This window comes from Nocardioides sp. NPDC004968 (assembly GCF_040608935.1).
GTDB lineage: Bacteria > Actinomycetota > Actinomycetes > Propionibacteriales > Nocardioidaceae > Nocardioides.
The window spans coordinates 17,934-37,460 of the sequence record NZ_JBEXJF010000012.1; the positions used below are offsets into that span (position 1 = coordinate 17,934).

A 19,527-nucleotide genomic window follows, 5' to 3' on the forward strand; every position below is an offset into this window, starting at 1 on the left:
GCATACCCGATCACTGGCCTACGCCGAAGTCGTGACCCCAGTACGAGACGGCCGTGGACTCCCGGGCGACCCACTTCTGGTCGTCGACCTGCAGTCCCTCGGTGCCGAACTCGATGTCGAAACCGCCCGGCGACTTCACGTAGAAGGAGACCATCTCGTCGTTCATGTGCCGCCCGAGCGTCGCCGAGAGCTTCGCGCCGTACTTCTTCACCCGCTCCAGCGCCCGGCCGACGTCGTCGAGCTTGTCGACCTCGAGCATGATGTGGACGCACTTGGAGTCGTTGGGGAACGGCAGGAACGCCAGCGAGTGGTGACGCGGGTTGATCCCGAGGAAGCGCAGCCAGATCTTCGTGCCGGGCTCCTTGCCGGCGAACTCCCCCGGCATGCTCATCGAGTCACGCAGCCGGAACCCGAGCGTGTCGCGGTAGAACTCCAGTGCCTCGACGTCGTCGGAGACCGGGATCACCACGTGGCCCATCCCCTGCTCGCCGGTCACGAAAGTGTGGCCGTACGGCGAGACCGCGGGGCGTCGCTCGTAGGTGATGCCATGGAAGAGCTCGAAGACGTTGTCGAAGGGGTCGCGGAAGCGCAGCATCTCCTGGACCCGGCGCTCGGCGAGCTCCTCGGGGGTGCCCTCCTCCACCTCGACCCCGGACTTCTCCAGGTGCTCGCGGGCCTGCGCCAGCGCGGTGTGGTCGGCGACCTCCCAGCCGACACAGCTGAGCTGGTCCACCTCGCCCGGCTCGATCACCAGCCGGGCCGAGACCTCGTCGATGCGGTAGTAGAGATGCTCCCGGTTCGGGCCCTTCGCCTCGATCAGACCGAGGACCTTGCCGGCGAACGTACGCCACGCCTCCAGGTCGGTGCTGGTGACGCGTACGTAGCCCATGGACTTCAGGTCGATCGTCATGACTTCTCCTTGGGAGTACGTTCGCGGTGCCTCTTCAAGAAGTTCACCGCGACCTCGCGGAACTCGTCGGCGGCCTCGATCTGTGCCCAGTGCCCACAGCGCGGGAAGACATGCAGCTGCGCCTTGGGAATCAGCTTCAGGGCGGGGAACGCACCGTCGAGCGGGTTGACCCGGTCCTCGCGCCCCCAGGTGAGCAGCGTGTGATGGCGCAGCCGGTGCGCCTCACGCCACAGCATGCCGTCCTCGGCGGTCTCGGGGTTGTAGAACGACCACCCCATCGACGCCATCGCCTCGCGCGCACCCGGCGCGGTCGCATCCGCGAACCGCTCCTCGACCAGCTCGTCGGTGACCAGCTTCTGGTCGACGACCATCGTCGAGATGAACGCCTTGAGCGCCTCCCGGGTGGGGTCGCTGGAGAAGTCCATCAGGCGCTGTACGCCCTCGGTGGGATCGGCATGGAAGAGGTTGAGCGAGAGCCCGCCCGGCCCCATCAGCACCAGCCGCCCCACCCGGTCCGGGTAGGTCAGCGCGATCCGCATCGCGGTCCCGCCGCCGAGCGAGTTGCCCAGCAGGTGCACCTTCTTCAGGCCCAGCTCGTCGAGGAGGGCGATCACCGCGTCGCCGGCGAAGCGGTAGTAGTTGCCCACCACCTCCGGCTTGTCGGAGGCGCCGAAGCCCGGCTGGTCGATCAGGATCGTGCGGAAGTCGGCCGCGAAGCCCTCGAGCGCGGAGCCGAAGTTGGACCACGACGAGGCCCCGGGACCCCCGCCGTGAAGCATCACCAGCGGCAGCCGGTCGTCCCGATCCGAACCCAGGTCGTAGTAGCGCAGCGAGATCTCACCCGCGGCCTCGGTCTTGATCGCGACGTCGTGAGCGACGTCCTCTTTCACCAGAACCATCAGTACATCCCCGGGTCGACCTTGTGCCCGAACTCGGAGGCGCCGTACATCTGCAGCGCCCGCTCGGGATCGTTGGCGGCATGGACACGACCCGCGTGGGCATCGCGCCAAGCACGCTGGAGCGGGGTGCCGTTGGCCAGCGCCCGGCCGCCGGAGGCCTCGAAGAGCAGGTCGATCGCGTCGATCGCGCGCTGGGTGCCGAGGACCTGGTCGCGGCGGATCCGCAGCCGCTGGGTGATCGGGATCTTCTCGCCGCGGGCGACGTAGGCCTGCTGCTCACGGATGTTGCCCATCAGCAGCGCCCAGGCGGCGTCGATGTCGGAGGAGGCGGTCGCCACCCGCACGGCAGCAAAGGGGTCCAAGGAAGCCTTCTCGCCGTAGGAGGCGCGGACCCGGTTCTGCTGCATGGTCACGTGCTCCTCGTAGGCACCGCGGGCCATGCCGATGATCGGCGTGGTGATCGTGGTGGTGAACAGCGAGTGGAACTGCAGCTTGTAGAGGTCACCGGTGTTGACCGCCTGCCCGGGACCCTTGCAGCGTCCGGTCTCGGCCATCGAGAGCGTGAAGGTCTCCGGGATGAAGACGTCCTCGACCACGATGTCGTTGGAGCCGGTGCCGGCCAGGCCGACGACGTTCCAGACGTCGACGATCTCGTAGCGCTCGCGCGGCACCAGGAACGTACGGAAGTCGACCACCTGGCCCTCGTCGTTGAAGACGAGGCCGCCGAGCAGCACCCAGGTGGCATGTGCGCAGCCGGAGGAGAACGACCAGCGACCGGAGAGCGTGAAGCCGCCCTCGGTGATCGCAGCCTTGCCCACCGGGGCGTAGGAGGAGGAGACCCGGGTGTCGGGGTCCTCGCCCCAGACCGCCTGCTGAGCCTCGTCGTCGAAGAGCGCGATCTGCCAGGGGTGGACGCCCAGGACGCTGGAGACCCAGCCCGTCGACCCGCACGCCGAGGCGATGTCGCGCACACAGGTGTAGAAGTCGACCGGGTCCGCCTCGAGACCGCCGAACCGGGCCGGCTGCAGCAGCTTGAAGAAGCCGACCTCCTCCAACTCCTTGACGCTCGACTCGGGCACGACCCGGAGACGCTCGGTCTCCTCGGCCCGCTCCCTGATCGTGGGCAGCAGGTCCTGCACCCCGTCCTTGACGGTCTGCGCGTCCTTGTGGGGGCGCTGTGTCGGTTCGCTCACCGCTCTGCCTTCCTGCATGGTGTCCCAATGACCTCGGACGGCGCGGTTCGTGCGCTGCCGATGGATCAATACTAGAACACGTTTCAGTTTTGTCGAGTCCCTGGGCGTGTTTCGTGCGCTGTCGTCTATGGTAGAACGTGTTTCAGTTCTGGGACAGTCGAGGTTGAGGGAGCACCATGGGACAGACCGACGAGACGTACGACGTCGTGGTCGTGGGCGCCGGAGGCGCCGGGATGACTGCCGCGCTCGCGGCCGCCCGCCGCCACGGGCTCGAGACCGTCGTCATCGAGAAGAGCGCCTACTTCGGCGGGTCGACGTCGCGCTCGGGCGGCGGGGTCTGGATCCCGCGCAACCACGCCCTCGAGGCGGCCCACCAGAAGGACTCCCCCGAGGCCGCCAGCCTCTACCTCGAGTCGATCGTCGGCGACGTCGTGCCCAGCGACCGGCGCGAGACGTTCCTGGACCGCGGCCCGGAGGTGCTCTCCTTCGTCTGCGAGAAGACGCCGGTGCGGTTCAACTGGGTCCCCGACTACGCCGACTACCACCCCGAGGCCCCCGGCGGCCGCGGCGCAGGTCGCTCCGTCGAGCCTGCCCCGCTCGACGCCCGAATGATCGGCGAGGAGGTCTCGCGCCTGCATCCGCCCTATACGAAGTCACCGGCCAACATGGTCGTCACCCAGGCCGACTTCCGGAAGATCAGCCTCGGCATGCGCACGATCAGAGGCCCGATCACGATGGTCAAGATCGCGGTGGCGCGGATCCTCGCCGGGCTCCTCGGGAAGAAGATGTACGCCATGGGCGCGGCGCTCGCGATCGGGCTGCGCAAGGGGCTCCTGGATGCCGGCATCGAGGTCCGCTACGAAACCGAGCTGGTCGGCCTGGTCACCGAGGGCGGCCGGGTCGTCGGAGTCGAGGTACGCCACGGCGAGTCCGGTCCGACCACGGTGATCCGGGCACGGCGCGGCGTGATCCTCGGCTCCGGCGGTTTCGAGCGCAACCTGGAGATGCGGGAGAAGTACCTGCCCACCCCGACCTCGGTCGAATGGACCACCGGCGCCTTCTCCAACACCGGCGGCGGGATCCTGGCAGGGATCGCGGCCGGCGCTGACACCGACCTGATGGACGAGTCCTGGTGGGGTCCGACGATCCCGTTCCCCGGACGGCCGTGGTTCGCGCTCGCCGAGCGCAACTTGCCCGGCTCGATCATCGTCAACAGCGCGGGCAAGCGGTTCATGAACGAGGCACTCCCGTACGTCGAGGCCGTCCACGAGATCTACAAGGGCCATGCTGAGTACATTTCTGGGCGAGGCATCTCGCACGTCCCGGCCTGGCTGGTCTTCGACCAGCGCTACCGCAACCGCTACATCTTCGCCGGCCTCGGCCCCGGGCAGCCGTTCCCGGGCCGCTGGCTCAAGAGCGGGGTCGTCGTGAAGGCCTCGACGGTGGAGGCGCTGGCCGAGAAGATCGAGGTGCCCGTCGACGGCCTGCGCGAGACGCTGGCCCGGTTCAACGGCTTCGCCGAGTCCGGCGTCGACGAGGACTTCCACCGCGGCGAGTCGACCTACGACAAGTACTACTCCGACCCCACCGTCAAGCCGAACTGCTCGCTCAACGTCATCGACCAGGCGCCGTTCTACGCCGTCAAGATGGCTCCCGGCGACCTCGGCACCAAGGGCGGCCTGGTCACCGACAGGCGCGCCCGCGTCCTGCGCCCCGACGGCTCCCCCATCGAGGGCCTGTACGCCGCCGGCAACGTCTCCTCCGCCGTCATGGGCCGCACCTACGCCGGTCCCGGCGCCACCATCGGCCCCGCCCTGGTCTTCGGCTATCTGGCCGCCGAGGACTGCGCCGTCTCGCTCAGCGATCCCGAGAACAAGGAGCACAGCTGATGCCCATCGACCCGACCAAGGCCATCGGCGCGGAGCTGCCGTCCCAGTCGTTCTCGTGGAGCTCGTCCGACGTGCTGCTGTACCACCTCGGCATCGGCGCCGGCTCCCGTCCCGGCGACGCGACCGACCCGGCAGCGCTGCGCTACACGCTCGACTCCGACGCCCTGACGGTGCTGCCGTCCTTCGGCGTCGTGGCGCCGACCTTCCACGTCACCGAGCCGCCCTCCCTCGACCTGCCGGGCTGCGACATCGACCTGGCCGCGGTGCTCCACGGCTCCCAGGAGATCCACGTCGACGGCCCGATCCCCACCTCGGGAGAGGCCGTCGTCTCGACCCGGATCGTCGAGGTCTGGGACAAGGGCAAGGCCGCCGTCATCGTCCAGGAGGGCGTCGCCACGACCCCGTCCGGCGATCCGTTGTGGACGGTCAGGAGCTCGATCTTCGTACGCGGCGAGGGTGGCTTCGGAGGCGAGCGCGGGCCGTCGACGTCGCTGCCGGTCCCCGACCGCGCGCCGGATGCCGTGGGTGCGTACGACGTCACCGAGCAGCAGGCGCTGCTCTACCGGCTGTGCGGCGACCGCAACCCGCTGCACGCCGACCCCGCCTTCGCCGCGAAGGCCGGCTTCCCGAAGCCGATCCTGCACGGGCTCTGCTCCTACGGCATCGTGCTGCGCGAGGCGACCGCCCTGCTCCTGGACGGGGACGCCACCCGGGTCGCCGGGTTCGGCGCCCGGTTCGCCGGGATCGTCTTCCCCGGCGAGACGATCTCGATCGAGGCGTGGGACGACCAGCCGAGGAACCTGGTCAAAGCCACGATCTCATCGGCGGACCCGGCCCGCGACGGCGCCCCGGTCCTCGCCGACTGCTACTTGGAGGTGCGATGAGCCGCGCGAGCTGTAACACGCTGTTCGTAGGACTACTCGCCCTATTAGAACGACCGGATAGTCCTACGAACGACGTGTTACACGGGGGGACGGCATGAGCGGAACAGCACTGCCCGACGTACTCTCCCCCGCCGACGTCGAGGAGCGATTCGGCGGCTGGTCGGAGGAGATCGACGTGATCGTGGTCGGCTTCGGCGTGGCCGGCGGGGCCGCGGCGCTGGAGGCAGCCCGGGCCGGCGCCCGCACGATCCTCCTGGAGCGCGCTGCCGAGCCCGGTGGCACCTCGGCGATGGCCGGCGGCCACTTCTACCTCGGCGGCGGCACCGCGGTGCAGAAGGCGACCGGGATCGAGGACTCGGCCGAGGAGATGTTCAACTACATCCGCGCGGTCTCCAAGGAGCCCGAGGACGACAAGATCCGGGCCTACTGCGACGACTCGGTCGAGCACTTCGACTGGCTCGAGGCGCTCGGCTTCGAGTTCGAGCGCACCTTCTGGCCCGGCAAGGCCGTCATCCAGCCCGGCACCGAGGGGCTGATGTACACCGGAAACGAGAAGGTCCACCCCTTCCGCGACCTCGCCGTCCCGGCGCCCCGCGGCCACAAGGTGCCGGTCCCTGGCGACACCGGTGGCGCCAAGCTGGTCGTCGACCGGATGGCCGACCGGCTGGCCGAGACGTCGGCGGTGATCCGCTACGAGACCGGTGCCACCAACCTGGTGATCGAGGACGGCCGCGTCGTCGGCCTGGCGTGGCGCCGGTTCGAGGAGCGTGGCGCGATCCGCGCCAAGGCGGTGATCCTCGCCGCCGGCGGCTTCGTCGGCAACGCCGACATGGTCGCCGAGCACACGCCCCGGCTCGGCGAGAAGCTCTTCCCGCTGGCCTCCACCTACGACGACGGCCTCGGGCTGCGCTTGGGCGCCTCCGCGGGCGGCCGCTGGCGGTTCATGGACGAGCCATTCCAGACCGCGCCGTTCTACCCACCCTCGATCCTGCTCACCGGGATCATCGTCAACAAGCACGGCAAGCGGTTCGTGGCCGAGGACTCCTACCACGCGCGTACGGCCGCGTTCGTCATGGAGCAGCCGGACTCGGCTGCGTTCCTGATCGTCGACTCGGCACACATCGAGCACCCGAAGATGCCGCTGTGCCCGTTCATCGACGGCTGGGAGACGGTCGAGGAGATGGCGGCCGGCCTGGGCGCACCCTTCGACGCCCTGAACGCGACCCTGACCTCCTACAACGCCCATGCCGCCAACGGCGAGGACCCCGAGCTCCACAAGGCGCCGGAGTGGACCGAGCCGCAGGACACCGGCCCGTGGGGCGCCTACGACCTCTCGCTCGGCAAGGCGATGTACGCCGGGTTCACCATGGGCGGTCTGGCGACCACCGTCGAAGGAGAGGTACGCCGCCAGGACGGCTCCGCGATCGCGGGCCTGTACGCCGCCGGCGCCTGCGCGGCCAACCTCGCCCAGGACGCCAAGGGCTACGCGTCCGGCATGCAGCTCGGCGACGGCTCCTACTTCGGCCGGCGCGCCGGGCGACATGCTGCGGGGCTGGACTGACCGGCACGGGTGACGGGCCTCACAACCTCGGCTCGTCCGGCGAGACCGATCGCCGGCCGACCCCAGGTTCCGGCTAGTCTTTACAGACGCGCATCAAGCGAACTGTTGCCATATCACATATCTCTCCAGAGGTGAATGGCTTCGGTAAAATTTGGGACTTTCGACCCTACGCGCATCGCGAGCCTGGCTGGTTATGTATACGCGACGCCACGGGCATCGCCGGTGTTGGCTCTCCCGACGCGTCCGCAGGCCATCGTTCCCCACTCGACGCCTGTCGCCGAACTAGCCGAAAGGAATCCCCATGTTCGACTTCCGGAGCCCGGCCGGCCTCATGGTCATCGCCGCCCTGGTTGTCATCACGCTCGTGGTGGTCGGCGCAATCGCCGGCAACAGCCCTTCCTGATCCTGACGCCGAGCTTCCTGCCAAGGGAGCCGCAGGCCCCGGCTCGATGAGCCGGGGCCGCGTACGTTTCTCGACCGGTCCGGATCAGCGGCTGAAGACCGCCACCGTCCGAGCGGGAACCGTGAAGGTGCCCGAGCCCGCCTCGAACGTGGCCGTCTTCACGACCTCGTCCGAGCCGTCGGCCTGGGTCGGGTGCAGGCGGTAGCCGGCGCCCTCAGCCCCCTTCACCGTCTGCTGCTGCGTCGTCGTGGTCGCGTTGAAGACGACCACGAGGTCACCGAGGCGCATGGTGATGACGCCCGGCGTCTCGTCCTTCCCCGAGAGCGGGAACCCGAGCTTCTCCTGGACCTGGCCGGTGGTGGACAGGTGGAAGGCCGGCTCGTCCGTACGGATCCTCAGCAGGTCCTGGTAGGCGGACGAGGCACCGTCGATCTCCGAGCAGCCCGGCGCCGTGGTCGAGGCCAGCAGCGGCTCGGCGAAGGGCCACTTGTCCTCGTTGTCCGCCGCGGGCGGCAGACCGCGACCGAAGCCGTTGCCGGCGTCGCAGTCCCAGTGGATGGCGTTGAACCAGTCGCCGGAGTCGTAGGAGTTGCGGTCCAGCGACTTCGAGCGGAGCAGGTCGGTGCCGGCCTGGGAGAGCGCCGGGCCCTGTGAGAGCGCGGCCGTGGCCATGGCGAGCACCTGCATCCGGGAGCGGTCCGCGGTGCTGGTCGAGGCGGGCAGCTTGAAGGTCAGCGCGTCGTAGAGCGACTCGTTGTCGTGGGCGTCGGCGTAGGCGAGCGCGTCTCCGGGCTCGTCCGCGTAGCCGGCCGGCGAGCCGTTGTAGTCGACCTGCGAGCCCTTCACTTGGTTGCCCGCGGTGTCGGTGAACGAGTAGTCGGCGAGGTTGCCGGACAGCCCGACCTTGATCAGGTCCTGGTAGTGCAGCAGCCGCGCCCGCTGCTGCGCCTCGGTGCCGTTGGCGGTCGAGGTGTTGGGGTCGGTGTAGAGACCGCTCGCGAAGCCCTGGACACCCGGGTCGGCGTCGAACGGGCCGCCACCGCGTACGGCATCCCTGGCGCGGTCGCTGAACGTGGCGATGCCGGTGCCCGCCATGTTCTTCTGGGTGGCCTGCACGAAGCGGGCGTCGTCGGCGATCTCACCGAAGTTCCAGCCCTCGCCGTAGAGGATGATCTTCTTCCCGTCGACGCCGTCCTTCTCGAGCGTGAGGGTGTCGAGGGCCTTGCGGACGGCCAGGATGTTGGCCTTGGTGTGGTGTCCCATCAGGTCGAAGCGGAAGCCGTCGACCTTGTACTCCTTGGCCCACGTGAGGATCGAGTCGACGACGAGCTTGCCCATCATCGCGTTCTCGGGTGCGGTGTTGGAGCAGCAGGTGGAGTTGGCGACCGAGCCGTCGGCGAGGAGCCGCTGGTAGTAGCCGGGCACGATCTTGTCGAGCACGGACGTCTTCGCCTGGCCGCTGCTGGTGGTGTGGTTGTAGACCACGTCCATGACGACGCGCAGTCCGTCCTCGTTGAGCGACTTCACCATCTGCCGGAACTCGACCGTCCGGTCGGTGCCGTCCGGATCGGTGGCGTAGGAGCCCTCCGGAACCGTGTAGTGGTAGGGGTCGTAGCCCCAGTTGTACGCATCCTTGGCCGCTGCCGCGGCGACACACTCCTGCTGCTCCTCGCTGTCCGGCGCGTAGGACGCGAGGTCGCAGTCGGGCGTGGTCTGGTCACTCTTCCTCTCCGGGATCGTGGCGATGTCGAAGGCCGGCAGCAGGTGGACGTACGACGTGCCGGCCTCGGCCAGCTCGCGCAGGTGCCTCACCCCATCGCTGTCCTCGTCGGCGAAGGCGAGGTAGCCGCCCTGGTGGTCGCTGGTCTCGTCCTCGACGGAGAAGTCGCGGATGTGGAGCTCCTGGATCTGGGCGTCCTTCATCGCCACGGCCTTCGGCTTCCTCAGGGTCGACCAGCCCTTGGGGGCGAGCGACCTGTCGCCGAGGTCGACGACGAGGCTGCGCTCGGAGTCCGCGGTGAGCGCGACCGAGTAGGGGTCGGTGACCTTGTTGGTGACGAGCTTCTGCACGCTCGGCGCCCACACAGTCACGGCGTAGCGGTACTCCTTGCCGCGCCAGGCCGTGGCGGAGCCGGTCACCGACCAGACGCCGCTGGCGTCGTCACGGCGCATCGGGACCTTCTTGCCCTCGAGCTCGAGCGAGACCTCGTGGGCGGTCGGCGCCCAGACGGACAGGGTGACCCTGCCGCCCTTGAACGCCGGCCCGAGGGACGCCTTCTCCGCCTTCTCGGCGTAGAGGTCGTCGAGGATGCCCTGCGTCTGGACACCTGTGCCCGTGACCAGGGCACCGTTGCCGATGCGCTGGGTGAGCAGGACCTGGCCGGCGAGCGCCTCGCGGATCCGGTCGCGGTCGCGGGTGTCGACGGTGAAGGCGGTGTAGTCCTTCAGGTGCGGGTACCGCGCCTTCTGCTCCTCGCTCAGCGTCGAGGCCTGGAGCCGCAGCCAGCGGCCTTCGCTGCTGAGCGCGCCGCCCTCGACGGTGATGCCGCCGTCGCGGTCGTAGACCAGCTGCGTCGACAGCGCCGAGCCGCTCGCCATCTCCTTCGGCAGCACCACGGTCTCCCGGTCGATCCACTGTGCCTGCGCCTTGGACAGGTCGAGCTCGGGTGCCGACCCGACCGACGGCAGCAGGTAGCCGGTGTCGCCGGAATTGAGCCACACCTCGTGGCCGTACGTGGTCAGGTCGAGCGAGCGGTCGTTCGGGATGTCCTTCTCGTCGCCCTTGTGGACGATGTAGTTGAGCGAGGTGGCGCCGTCGACCAGCGGCACCTCGAAGGTGACGCCGTAGGCGTCCTTGCCGGTGGGCTGCAGCGGCTTGGACCACTCGGTCGGGCTGGCGGCGCCGGTCCAGGTGTGCAGGCCCCAGCCGTCGTAGTCGCCGTCGGCGCGGTGCAGGTGGATGACCGCCTTGGACGTGTCGGGCGCCGGGTAGACGCCGTCGGGCCGGGTGGTCTGCTGGCCGTCGCTGCCGGCCTCGACCCAGACCTCGCCGGTCTCGGCGAGATCGATCGCCCGCTCACCGCCGTCGGCGGTGCCGTCCTTCTCGACCGTGTACGTCACCGAGGACGCGCCGTCGGGAAGCTTCACCCAGGCGAAGGCACCGTAGGCGTCGCGGCCGCTGAACTCGCCGCTCTGGTCGCCAGAGCGCAGCGACCAGCCGGTGTAGTCGCCGTCGGCACGCCGGTAGTGCACGACCGCGTAGTCGCGGTCGACGGCGCTCGGGTTCTCAGCCTCGGGCGCCTGTCCGGCCGTGGTCTCGGCCAAGTCGCTCGCGGTGCGTCCGTCACGGTCGACCACCACCGCCTTGTAGCGCAGCGCGGTGCCGGCGGCGACGGTCTCGGGGACGTACTGGGTGATCTTGTAGGGGGCGTGGTCGACGGAGCCGAGCGTGCGCCACTTTCCGTTGCCGACCTGGGCGGCGAAGACCACGCGGGCACCGGCGGTCTCCCCCGGGTCGGCGGAGAGGGTGACCGTGCCGGTGGCGCCGGGGTTCGGTGCGGTCAGCGACAGGGTGGGCTTCGCGGTGGCCTCCGGAAGCTTCGCGTCGGCGCGCAGGACGACCGAGGAGAGCGCCGGGACGGTCACCTCGATCGTGCCGTCGGCCGCGGTCTCGGTGGCGTCGCCGCCGTAGATCGTCTCGAAGGCGGCCGACTCCACGGGCAGCGTGACGGTCTTCGCCTCGGCGGCGTTGTTGACCGCGACCACGTACTCACGGTCCTCTCCGGTGCGCGAGAACGCGTAGACGGAGTCCTTGGCGTGGAGCTCGTGCTGGGTGCCGTCGGTCAGCGCCGGGTAGTCCTCGCGGAGCTTCGCCAGCGCGGCGATCGCGGTGTAGACCGGATGGGTGGTGTCGTACGCGTCGTCGGCATGCGTGCGGTCGGTGCCGATCTGGTCGTCGTCGAGGTAGTCGGCGACCTTCGAGCCGAACAGCGTCTGGCGGGCGTCCTTGTCGCCGCCGGCGCCGGTGAAGCCCTGCTCGTCGCCGTAGTAGACGACCGGGTTGCCGCGGGAGAGGAACATCAGCTCGTTGGCGAGCCGGGTGCGCTGGACGAGCTCGGCGTCGGTCGCGCCGGGGTGGTCGGCCGCGAGGAAGGTGCCGATCCGGCCCATGTCGTGGTTGCCGAGGAAGGTGACCTGCTCGTAGGCGTTGGCCTTGTCCGTGGCGTACTTGTAGTCGTCGGCGAACACCTTGGCGAGCCGGTCGGCCGGAGCGCCCAACGAGGCGAAGGCGCGGGCCGCGTCCTGGAACGGGAAGTCCAAGGTGGCGTCGAGACGGCCGCGGGTGACGTACGGAGAGGTGACGTCGCTGTCGGCGGAGTAGACCTCGCCGAACATGAAGAAGTCCTCGCGACCCTGCTTGGCGGCGTACGCATCCAGGGCGGTCGCCCACTCGGTCCAGAAGTCCAGGTCGACGTGCTTGACGGTGTCGATGCGGAAACCGTCGATGTCGAAGTCGCGGACCCACCTCTGGTAGATCTTCGTCATCCCCTCGACGACCTCGGGACGCTCGGTCCACAGGTCGTCCAGGCCGCTGAAGTCGCCGTGCGTGGTCGACTCGCCCTCCCAGGTCGAGTCGCCGCGGTTGTGGTAGAGCGTCGGGTCGTTGAGCCAGGACGGCACCATCTCGCCGGTGTTGGCCGGGGTGTACGGGAACGAGTCGTCGTCCACCTTCGCGCTGTCCGAGGACGAGTCGGCGTCGTCGAACGGACGGCCCTCGGTGTCGAGGTACGGGAAGGCGCCCTTGGGGCGGTAGCCGTACTTCTTCTCGGCGTAGTCGACGGTGTCGGCGGTGTGATTGGTGATGACGTCGAAGAAGACCTTCATGCCCTTCGCGTGGGCCGCGTCGACGAGGGTCTCGAGGTCCTCGTTGGTGCCGAAGTGGGGGTCGACCTGGGTGAAGTCGGTGATCCAGTAGCCGTGGTAGCCGGCCGAGGCGTTCGCACCCTCGCCCTGGACAGGCTTGTTCTTGAAGATCGGCGCCATCCAGATCGCGGTGGTGCCGAGGCCCTTGATGTAGTCGAGTCGCTCGGTGAGGCCCTGGAGGTCGCCGCCCTGGTAGAAGCCCTTGTCGGCGGGGTCGAACCCGGTCTCGGTACGGCTGCCGGTCAGGCCGCCCTTGTCGTTGGAGGTGTCGCCGTTGGCGAACCGGTCGGGCAGCACGAAGTAGAACTGCTCCTTCGTCGCCTCGTGACGGGCCGGCTCGGCGGCCAGCCTGGCGTCCGACGGCGGCTTCGGGGCCGCGGCGGTCGCCGACTCCGACGTGGCCGTCTGCAGCACCGTGGCGAGCAGTGCGGTCGCGAGCACGGTCGCTGCGATCCTGGGCGCGCCGTGTGCGCCACTTCTTCGATTCACCTTTGAGGGCCTCTCTGGATTGTGCGGGGGCATGCGGTGGAGACCGACCGTCCGGCGCCCATGGGGGGCGACGCCGGACGGTCGGACGAATGGATCAACTGCAGGTCATCGCGCCGACGTGCAGCGCGAGGGCGGTGTTGGCGCCGAGGGTGGCGGTGAACTGGCCGGAGCCGTTCACGGCAACGCTCTTGCCGCTCTGGACATCGCAGTAGGTGCCCGCTGCCAGCGACGTCTGGAAGGTGCGGGTCAGCGACGAGGACTCGTGGTTGATCGCGACGTACGCCTTGCTGCCTCGCCCGAAGGCGATGGCGTCGCCGCCGTTGTCCCACCAGTTGGTGACGGCCTGGCCGCGAGCGGTGTTGCGGAAGGCGACCATCTTCTTGATCTCGGACCAGGCGTGCTGGCACTTCCAGCCGTCCTGCCAGCAGGCGTTGACGGTGCCGGCGTTGGGCGGGCCGGCGTCCTTGTCGCTCCACTCGTAGCCGGAGTGGATGTCGGGCGAGCCGTAGGGCCAGGCCAGCATGAAGACGTTGGCCAGGGTGTAGTTGGCGCCGTCCTTGTAGTTGAGGGTGTCGCCGCCGCGCTCGGTGTCGTGGTTGTCGACGAAGACGGCCGAGCTGCTCGAGGACATGTAGCCCCAGCCCTCGCCGTAGTTCTTCAGGTAGGCGAGGTTCTCGTTGTTGAAGACCCGCTTCAGGTCGCGGGCGTAGCGGAACTCCTGGACGTCGCCGTTGCCGAGGTACTCGCTGGGCGAGACCGCCTCCCCCGCGCCGAAGATGGCCTCCTGCTTCCAGTAGGCGTTCGGGTTGCTGAGGCGGGACTTGATGTTGGCCAGGTCGGAGGCGGCCATGTGTTTGGCGGCGTCGATCCGGAAGCCGTCGACGCCGAGCGAGAGCAGGTCGTTCAGGTAGCCGGCGATCTTGCCGCGTACGTAGTCCTCGCCGGTGTCGAGATCGGCGAGACCGACCAGCTCGCACGCCTGGACGTTGGTGCGGTCCTGGTAGTTGCTGATCGTGGCCGTGCAGTTGTCCAGGTCGTAGCTCGAGTAGAGACCGGGGTAGGCGTACTTGCTGTACGACGAGCCGCCGGTGCCGGTCCCGGAGCCCGCGGACATGTGGTTGATGACGGCGTCGGCGACGACCTTCACGCCGGCGGCGTGACAGGTGTCGATCATGTTCTTGAAGGCGGTGCGGTCACCCAGCCGGCCGGCGATCTTGTAGCTGACGGGCTGGTAGGACGTCCACCACTGCGAGCCTTGGATGTGCTCCTGCGGCGGGGACACCTGGACGTAGCCGTAGCCGGCCGGGCCCAAAGTGCTGGTGCATTCGCGGGCAACCGAGGCGAAGTTCCATTCGAACATCACCGCGGTGACGTCCTTGTCTCCCGGTGGCGCGGCCTGTGCTGGGGCCGAGACCGGGATCGTGAGCGCGACAGCAGCTCCCGCCGAGAGGGCAAGTGCGGCAGCCATGGACTTTCGGGCCATGGATCCTCCTAGGTCGAAGGCAACGCGCCGTGTCCGGATGGGGGTGGTGGGGTGACACAGCGCGGCTGAATCTTGCTGCAAGATCTTGCAGGCCGACCGTATGAGTGATGCCGGTCACACGTCAACCCCTGATGTGTGGCCATCTCAAAGCAGCACCCCCGGGCGTGGCCCAGGGGTGCAAGACTTTGCGCAAAATTTCAGAGCCGCGCCTCGGCGGTCCGGCGCGGTCAGGGTGCCGTGAGCACCAGTCCGCTCGTCGGTACGCCGGTGCCCGCCGTCACAAGCACGTGGGCTGCGCCGGCGACCTGGTTCACGGAGGTGCCGCGCACCTGCCGTACGCCCTCGGCGATGCCGTTCATGCCGTGCAGGTACGCCTCCCCGAGCTGGCCACCGTGGGTGTTCACGGGCAGCCGTCCGCCGAGCTCGATGGCCCCGTCGCGTACGAAGTCCTTGGCCTCTCCCCTGCCACAGAAGCCGAGCTCCTCCAGCTGCATGAGTACGTAGGGGGTGAAGTGGTCGTAGAGGACGGCGGTGTCGATGTCGGCCGGAGTGAGACCGGACTGGCGCCACAGATCCTTGGCGACGACGCCCATCTCGGGGATGCCGATCTCGTCGCGGTAGTAGGAGGTCATCACGTACTGGTCGGCGGCGCTGCCCTGGGCGGCCGCGGCGATGGTGACCGGCGGATTCGGCAGGTCGCGGGCCCGCTCGGGGCTGGTGACGACGATCGCGACGGCGCCGTCGGACTCCTGGCAGCAGTCGAGCAGGTGCAGAGGGTCCGCGATCATCCGGGAGGCCTGGTGGTCCTCGAGGGTGATCGGCTTCTGATAGAAGAACGCGGCCGGGTTGGTCGCGGCGTGGCGCCGGTCGGCGACGGCCACGGCACCGAAGTCCGCGCTGGTCACGCCGTAGTCGTGCATGTAGCGGCGCGCCTGCATGGCGACCGTCGCCGCAGGCGTCGAGAGACCGAGCGGGTAGGTCCAGGCGTTGTCGATGCCGTTGGTGTTGACCTGCTGCGCGGCCCACGGCTGCACCTGCCCGAAGCGCTGCCCCGAGCGCTCGTTGAAGCCGCGGTAGGCGACCACCACATCGGCGACGCCCGTCGCGACCGCCATCGCGGCCTGCTGGATCGTCGCGCAGGCCGCGCCGCCGCCGTAGTTGATCCGCGAGAAGAACCTCAGGTCGCCGAGGCCGAGCTCGCGAGCGAGCGCGATCTCGGCACTGGTGTCCATGGTGAACGTGGTCAGCCCGTCGACGTCGCCAGGGGTGAGTCCGGCGTCGTTCAGGGCGGCTCTGGTCGCCTCGACGGAGAGCTGGAGCTCGGACCTTCCTGACTCCTTGGAGAACTCCGTCGCGCCGATACCGACGATCGCCGCCTTCCCGCTCAGGCTCATGCCGCGACCCTGACCCTTCCGGTCACGTGCGCACCGAGCGACACCGTGCCGGTGACCGTGATCGTGGCGATCCCGTCGGTGACCTCGGTGACCTCGCCGGAGAACGACAGCGTGTCGTAGGGGTAGGCCGGGGCGCCCAGCCGGATCGCGATGCCCTTGATCTGCACGTCGGGGCCGGCCCAGTCGGTGACGTACCTCTCACAGAGCGCCGTCGAGGTGAGGATGTTCATGAAGATGTCCTTCGAGCCGGCCGCCTGGGCACGGTCGCGGTCGTGGTGAACGTCTTGGAAGTCTCGCGTCGCGATCGCCGTGGAGACGACCAGCGTCGGGGTGATCGGGAGCTCCCAGACCGGGATCTCGTCGCCAGCCTTCATCATGGCCTCCTCCAGATCGGGAGCGTCAGCTCCTCATCGATGACGTTCCAGTCGACGACCAGGCGCTCGCCTATCCGCAGGCCGTCCTCGCCCTCGGGCGGCACGCCGGTCACCTCAGCCACCATGCGTACGCCCTCGGGCAGGTCCAGCAGGGCCACCACCAGCGGGAGCTCCTTGCCGGGCAGCTTCGGCGCGTGGACGACGGTGAACGAGTAGACGGTGCCCTCGCCCCGGGCGACGACATGACCACGGTCGTAGGCGTCGCAGCTCAGGCACGCCGGGCCTGGCGGATGCCGCAGGGTGCCGCAGGCGTTGCAGCTCTGGATGCGGAGCTCCTGCTTGGCGGTGCCTTCGAAGAAGTACGCGTTGTCCCGGCCGATCACCGGCCGTACCGGGCCGCTCATGCCGCCACCTTGGGAATGAACTTGAGGACGCGGAACAGCATGGTCGCGACCCGCTCGTCGCCCACGTACCAGGTGCTCCTGGAAGTCACGAAGTAGCCCACGCCCATCCCGGTGCTCTTGGGGCCGACGACGGAGTCGAGGGCCGTGGTGACGCGGACCTGCTCGCCGACGCGGAGGTAGCGGTCGTAGCTCTGCTCGGAGTTGGTGCCGAGGACGCCGTTGAAACCGGCGTCCGTGAGCACGTTCATCATCGCGTGGAGAGGGTCTCGGTCGGGGTGCTTCCCGCCTTGCCCGTACATCGTCCAGACCTGCGCCATCGACGGCGGCGCCTCGCCCTGGTGGAACCGCTCGGACTCCAGGCCCATCGCCTCGAGCCAGTTGTTGATCGTGGGCTGGTTGACCAGGTCGCGGGCGTCGCGCTCGGCGGCCTCGCCCCAGGCCTTGATCTCCTCGGCGGCGGCCATGATCTTCTCGTGGACGGCCTCGTCCACCAGCGTCTGCTTCTCGGGCCCGGTCATCGCGGCACCCTCGGCATCCCGAGACCGAACATCGCGATCAGCTCGCGCTGGACCTCCTGGACGCCGCCACCGAAGGTGAGCACGAGGTTCCGCTTCGCCTGGGCGTCGAGATAGTCGAGCAGGCTCTTCGTGACGGCATCCCCGGGGTCGCCATGGCGATGGACGAGGGCGATCAGGTCGGCGAGCAGGTGCTGGACCTGGTCGGCCGCGAAGACCTTCGACGAGGAGGCGTCGGCGACCTCGATGTCCCCGGCCTCCGCTGCCTTGGCGACCTCCCAGTTGAGCAGCTCGTTGACCCGGAAGACGGCGGTGGTCTTCCCGATCAGCGCGCGTACGTCCGGGCTGTCGGTGATGCCCTGGGACTGTGCCCACCGGAGGACGCGATCGCGCAGACCCTCGATCCGGCCAGCGGGGCCGAGCATGACGCGCTCGTGGTTGAGCTGGGTCGTGATCAGCTTCCAGCCCTTGTTCTCCTCCCCCACCAGCATGTCGGCCGGGACGCGGACGTCGTTGAAGTAGGTCGCGTTGACGTGGTGGGAGCCGTCGGCGGTGATGATCGGGGTCCAGGAGAAGCCCGGGTCGGTGGTGTCGACGATGAGGATCGAGATGCCCTTGTGCTTGGGAGCGTCCGGGTCGGTGCGTACGGCCAGCCAGATGTAGTCGGCGGCGTGGCCGCCGGTGGTCCACAGCTTCTGGCCGTTGACGACGTAGTGGTCACCGTCCCGCCTGGCCGTGGTGCGCAGCGAGGCCAGATCGGTGCCCGCCTCGGGCTCGGAGTAGCCGATCGCGAAGTGAACCTCACCGGCGAGGATCCGGTTGAGGAACATCTCCTTCTGCTTGTCGGTGCCGTAGCGGATCAGCGTCGGGCCCACCGTCTGCAGGGTCACCGCCGGCAGGTGCACGTCGGCGTACTGCGCCTCGTTGGCGAAGATCGTCTGCTCGACCTCACCGAGGCCGTGGCCGCCGTACTCCTTGGGCCAGCCGACGCCCATCCAGCCGTCGTCGCCGAGCTGTTTGATGAGCTTCTGGTAGGTCGGGCCGTGTCGGTCCCACGATCCCTCGGGACCGGGATCGCCCGGCTCGCCCTCGTGCGAGAGGCCTGCGAAGTAGGCCCTGACCTCGGACTTCAGGCTGCGCTGCGCCTCGGTGAGCTCGAGGTTCTTGGCCTCCGCGGTCTCGACGGGGACGTCGGCAGCCGAGGTGTTGAGCTGGTGGGCGATGTCGGTGCCCCAGGTCGTGAACGCGAGCAGCGGGTAGGTCACATCGACACCCATGCCGCCGTGGAGGTGGTGGCAGGTGCGGAAGGCGTACGGCGCGACCTGACTGGCCCAGTAGGCAGCGACCTTCAGGTCGACGTCGGCAGCTCGCTGGTCGGCGATGGCGGCGACCGCGTTGTCGGCGGCGAGGTCGAGCGTGCGGGAAGTGACGTAGACGTCGGCCAACTGCAGCGCGACCGCCTGGAACTCCGCGAGGGCACGGCCGAACTGCTGCCGGTTCTTCACATAATCGGCTGTCAGGTCCCGGGCACCGGCGAGCACGCCCGCGGCGCTCACCGCGAGCCCGGCGGTCGCGAGACCAGTCAGAGCCTCGAAGGCTCCCTCGCCCAGCGGCTCTGCCGGGGCTTCCTCGAGCACGACGGTGTGTTGTGGCACCTCACCCGACACGCTCGCGGGAGTCAGTGTGACTCCCGGGCCGCTCGGGTCGACGAGCACCACGACCGGCTCCCCGGTCTCGGCGGCGGTCGCGGTGACCAGGAGGCGGGAGCTCTCGGCGGCGTACGTCACCCCGGTCTTGCGACCGCTCACGGTGCCGTCCCGATAGCTGGCCGATGGCGCCTGCGGGCGTCCCGGCTCGAGCCAGGCCGGGGTCAGCAGCGTCTCGCCGCTCGCCACCCCGGGCAGGATCGCGCTCTGCTGCTCGGTTGTCCCGTGACCGGCCAGCGTCAGCGCGCCGACGGCGAGGGTCTCCCAGACCGGCACCCGCACCGCATGGCGCCCGGCCTCCCGCAGCAGCACCGCGACCTCCGCCGGCCCGAACCCCTCACCGCCCTGGGCCTCCGGCACGGGCAGTGCGGTCAGGCCGGCGCTCGCCCAGGCCGACCAGTCACCACGGTTGGGCTCGCGGGCAAGGACCTCGGCCACCACGCTGCGTACGGCATCGAGCGTCTCGTCTCCCATGAGCCAAACTGTAACGTGTTCTAGTT

At 69.1% G+C, this 19,527-nt stretch carries 13 protein-coding genes; 3 read left to right on the forward strand and 10 right to left on the reverse strand.

Going from position 1 to position 19,527, the window contains the following annotated elements; all coding sequences use genetic code 11:
* Window positions 1-10: 10 nt before the first annotated feature.
* From hsaC to hsaA, 3 genes are read right to left on the reverse strand one after another with little or no spacing between them, the layout of a single operon-like run.
* Window positions 11-910: an iron-dependent extradiol dioxygenase HsaC gene (gene hsaC, locus ABZU72_RS13970; RefSeq protein ID WP_355019448.1), complete on the reverse strand. Its 900-nt coding sequence runs from the start codon at window positions 908-910 to the stop codon at window positions 11-13.
* On the reverse strand, window positions 907-1,809 hold the full coding sequence (hsaD, locus tag ABZU72_RS13975; protein ID WP_355019449.1) for a 4,5:9,10-diseco-3-hydroxy-5,9,17-trioxoandrosta-1(10),2-diene-4-oate hydrolase: 903 nt from the start codon (window positions 1,807-1,809) through the stop codon (window positions 907-909). The genes hsaC and hsaD overlap by 4 nt, the downstream gene beginning before the upstream one ends.
* Window positions 1,809-3,002 carry a 3-hydroxy-9,10-secoandrosta-1,3,5(10)-triene-9,17-dione monooxygenase oxygenase subunit gene (gene hsaA, locus ABZU72_RS13980; RefSeq protein ID WP_355019450.1) on the reverse strand — a complete coding sequence of 398 codons (1,194 nt, stop codon included), beginning with the start codon at window positions 3,000-3,002 and terminating at the stop codon, window positions 1,809-1,811. The genes hsaD and hsaA overlap by 1 nt, the downstream gene beginning before the upstream one ends.
* A 176-nt stretch (window positions 3,003-3,178) precedes the next feature.
* Here hsaA and kstD point away from each other — a divergent pair, with 176 nt between their 5' ends.
* The 3 genes from kstD (at window position 3,179) to ABZU72_RS13995 (ending at window position 7,336) form a co-directional block, all read left to right on the forward strand.
* Complete coding sequence (gene kstD / locus ABZU72_RS13985; protein WP_355019451.1) at window positions 3,179-4,891, forward strand: 3-oxosteroid 1-dehydrogenase; 1,713 nt, start codon at window positions 3,179-3,181, stop codon at window positions 4,889-4,891.
* Complete coding sequence (locus ABZU72_RS13990) at window positions 4,891-5,775, forward strand: MaoC/PaaZ C-terminal domain-containing protein (RefSeq protein WP_355019452.1); 885 nt, start codon at window positions 4,891-4,893, stop codon at window positions 5,773-5,775. Before kstD ends, ABZU72_RS13990 begins: the two co-directional genes overlap by 1 nt.
* A gap of 94 nt (window positions 5,776-5,869) precedes the next feature.
* Entirely contained in the window at window positions 5,870-7,336 is a 1,467-nt protein-coding gene (locus tag ABZU72_RS13995) for an FAD-binding protein (RefSeq protein WP_355019453.1), read from the forward strand.
* A gap of 487 nt (window positions 7,337-7,823) precedes the next feature.
* Here ABZU72_RS13995 and pulA read toward each other — a convergent pair whose 3' ends face one another.
* The 7 genes from pulA to ABZU72_RS14030 all read right to left on the reverse strand — a co-directional run bounded on the left by pulA (window position 7,824) and on the right by ABZU72_RS14030 (window position 19,501).
* Window positions 7,824-13,103 (reverse strand): pullulanase-type alpha-1,6-glucosidase, encoded by a 5,280-nt coding sequence (gene pulA, locus ABZU72_RS14000; RefSeq protein ID WP_355019454.1) that lies wholly within the window; start codon window positions 13,101-13,103, stop codon window positions 7,824-7,826.
* 142 nt (window positions 13,104-13,245) lie between these two features.
* A complete protein-coding gene (locus ABZU72_RS14005; protein WP_355019455.1) occupies window positions 13,246-14,634 on the reverse strand; it encodes an alpha-amylase family protein in 1,389 nt (462 codons plus the stop codon).
* 227 nt (window positions 14,635-14,861) lie between these two features.
* On the reverse strand, window positions 14,862-16,028 hold the full coding sequence (locus ABZU72_RS14010; RefSeq protein ID WP_355019456.1) for a lipid-transfer protein: 1,167 nt from the start codon (window positions 16,026-16,028) through the stop codon (window positions 14,862-14,864).
* Window positions 16,025-16,402, reverse strand: coding sequence for a MaoC family dehydratase (locus ABZU72_RS14015; RefSeq protein ID WP_355019457.1), 378 nt, complete (start codon window positions 16,400-16,402; stop codon window positions 16,025-16,027). The genes ABZU72_RS14010 and ABZU72_RS14015 overlap by 4 nt, the downstream gene beginning before the upstream one ends.
* Complete coding sequence (locus ABZU72_RS14020; protein WP_355019458.1) at window positions 16,402-16,806, reverse strand: OB-fold domain-containing protein; 405 nt, start codon at window positions 16,804-16,806, stop codon at window positions 16,402-16,404. The genes ABZU72_RS14015 and ABZU72_RS14020 overlap by 1 nt, the downstream gene beginning before the upstream one ends.
* Window positions 16,803-17,324 (reverse strand): MaoC family dehydratase N-terminal domain-containing protein, encoded by a 522-nt coding sequence (locus tag ABZU72_RS14025; protein WP_355019459.1) that lies wholly within the window; start codon window positions 17,322-17,324, stop codon window positions 16,803-16,805. The genes ABZU72_RS14020 and ABZU72_RS14025 overlap by 4 nt, the downstream gene beginning before the upstream one ends.
* Window positions 17,321-19,501: an acyl-CoA dehydrogenase gene (locus ABZU72_RS14030; RefSeq protein ID WP_355019460.1), complete on the reverse strand. Its 2,181-nt coding sequence runs from the start codon at window positions 19,499-19,501 to the stop codon at window positions 17,321-17,323. Before ABZU72_RS14030 ends, ABZU72_RS14025 begins: the two co-directional genes overlap by 4 nt.
* Window positions 19,502-19,527: the final 26 nt, after the last annotated feature.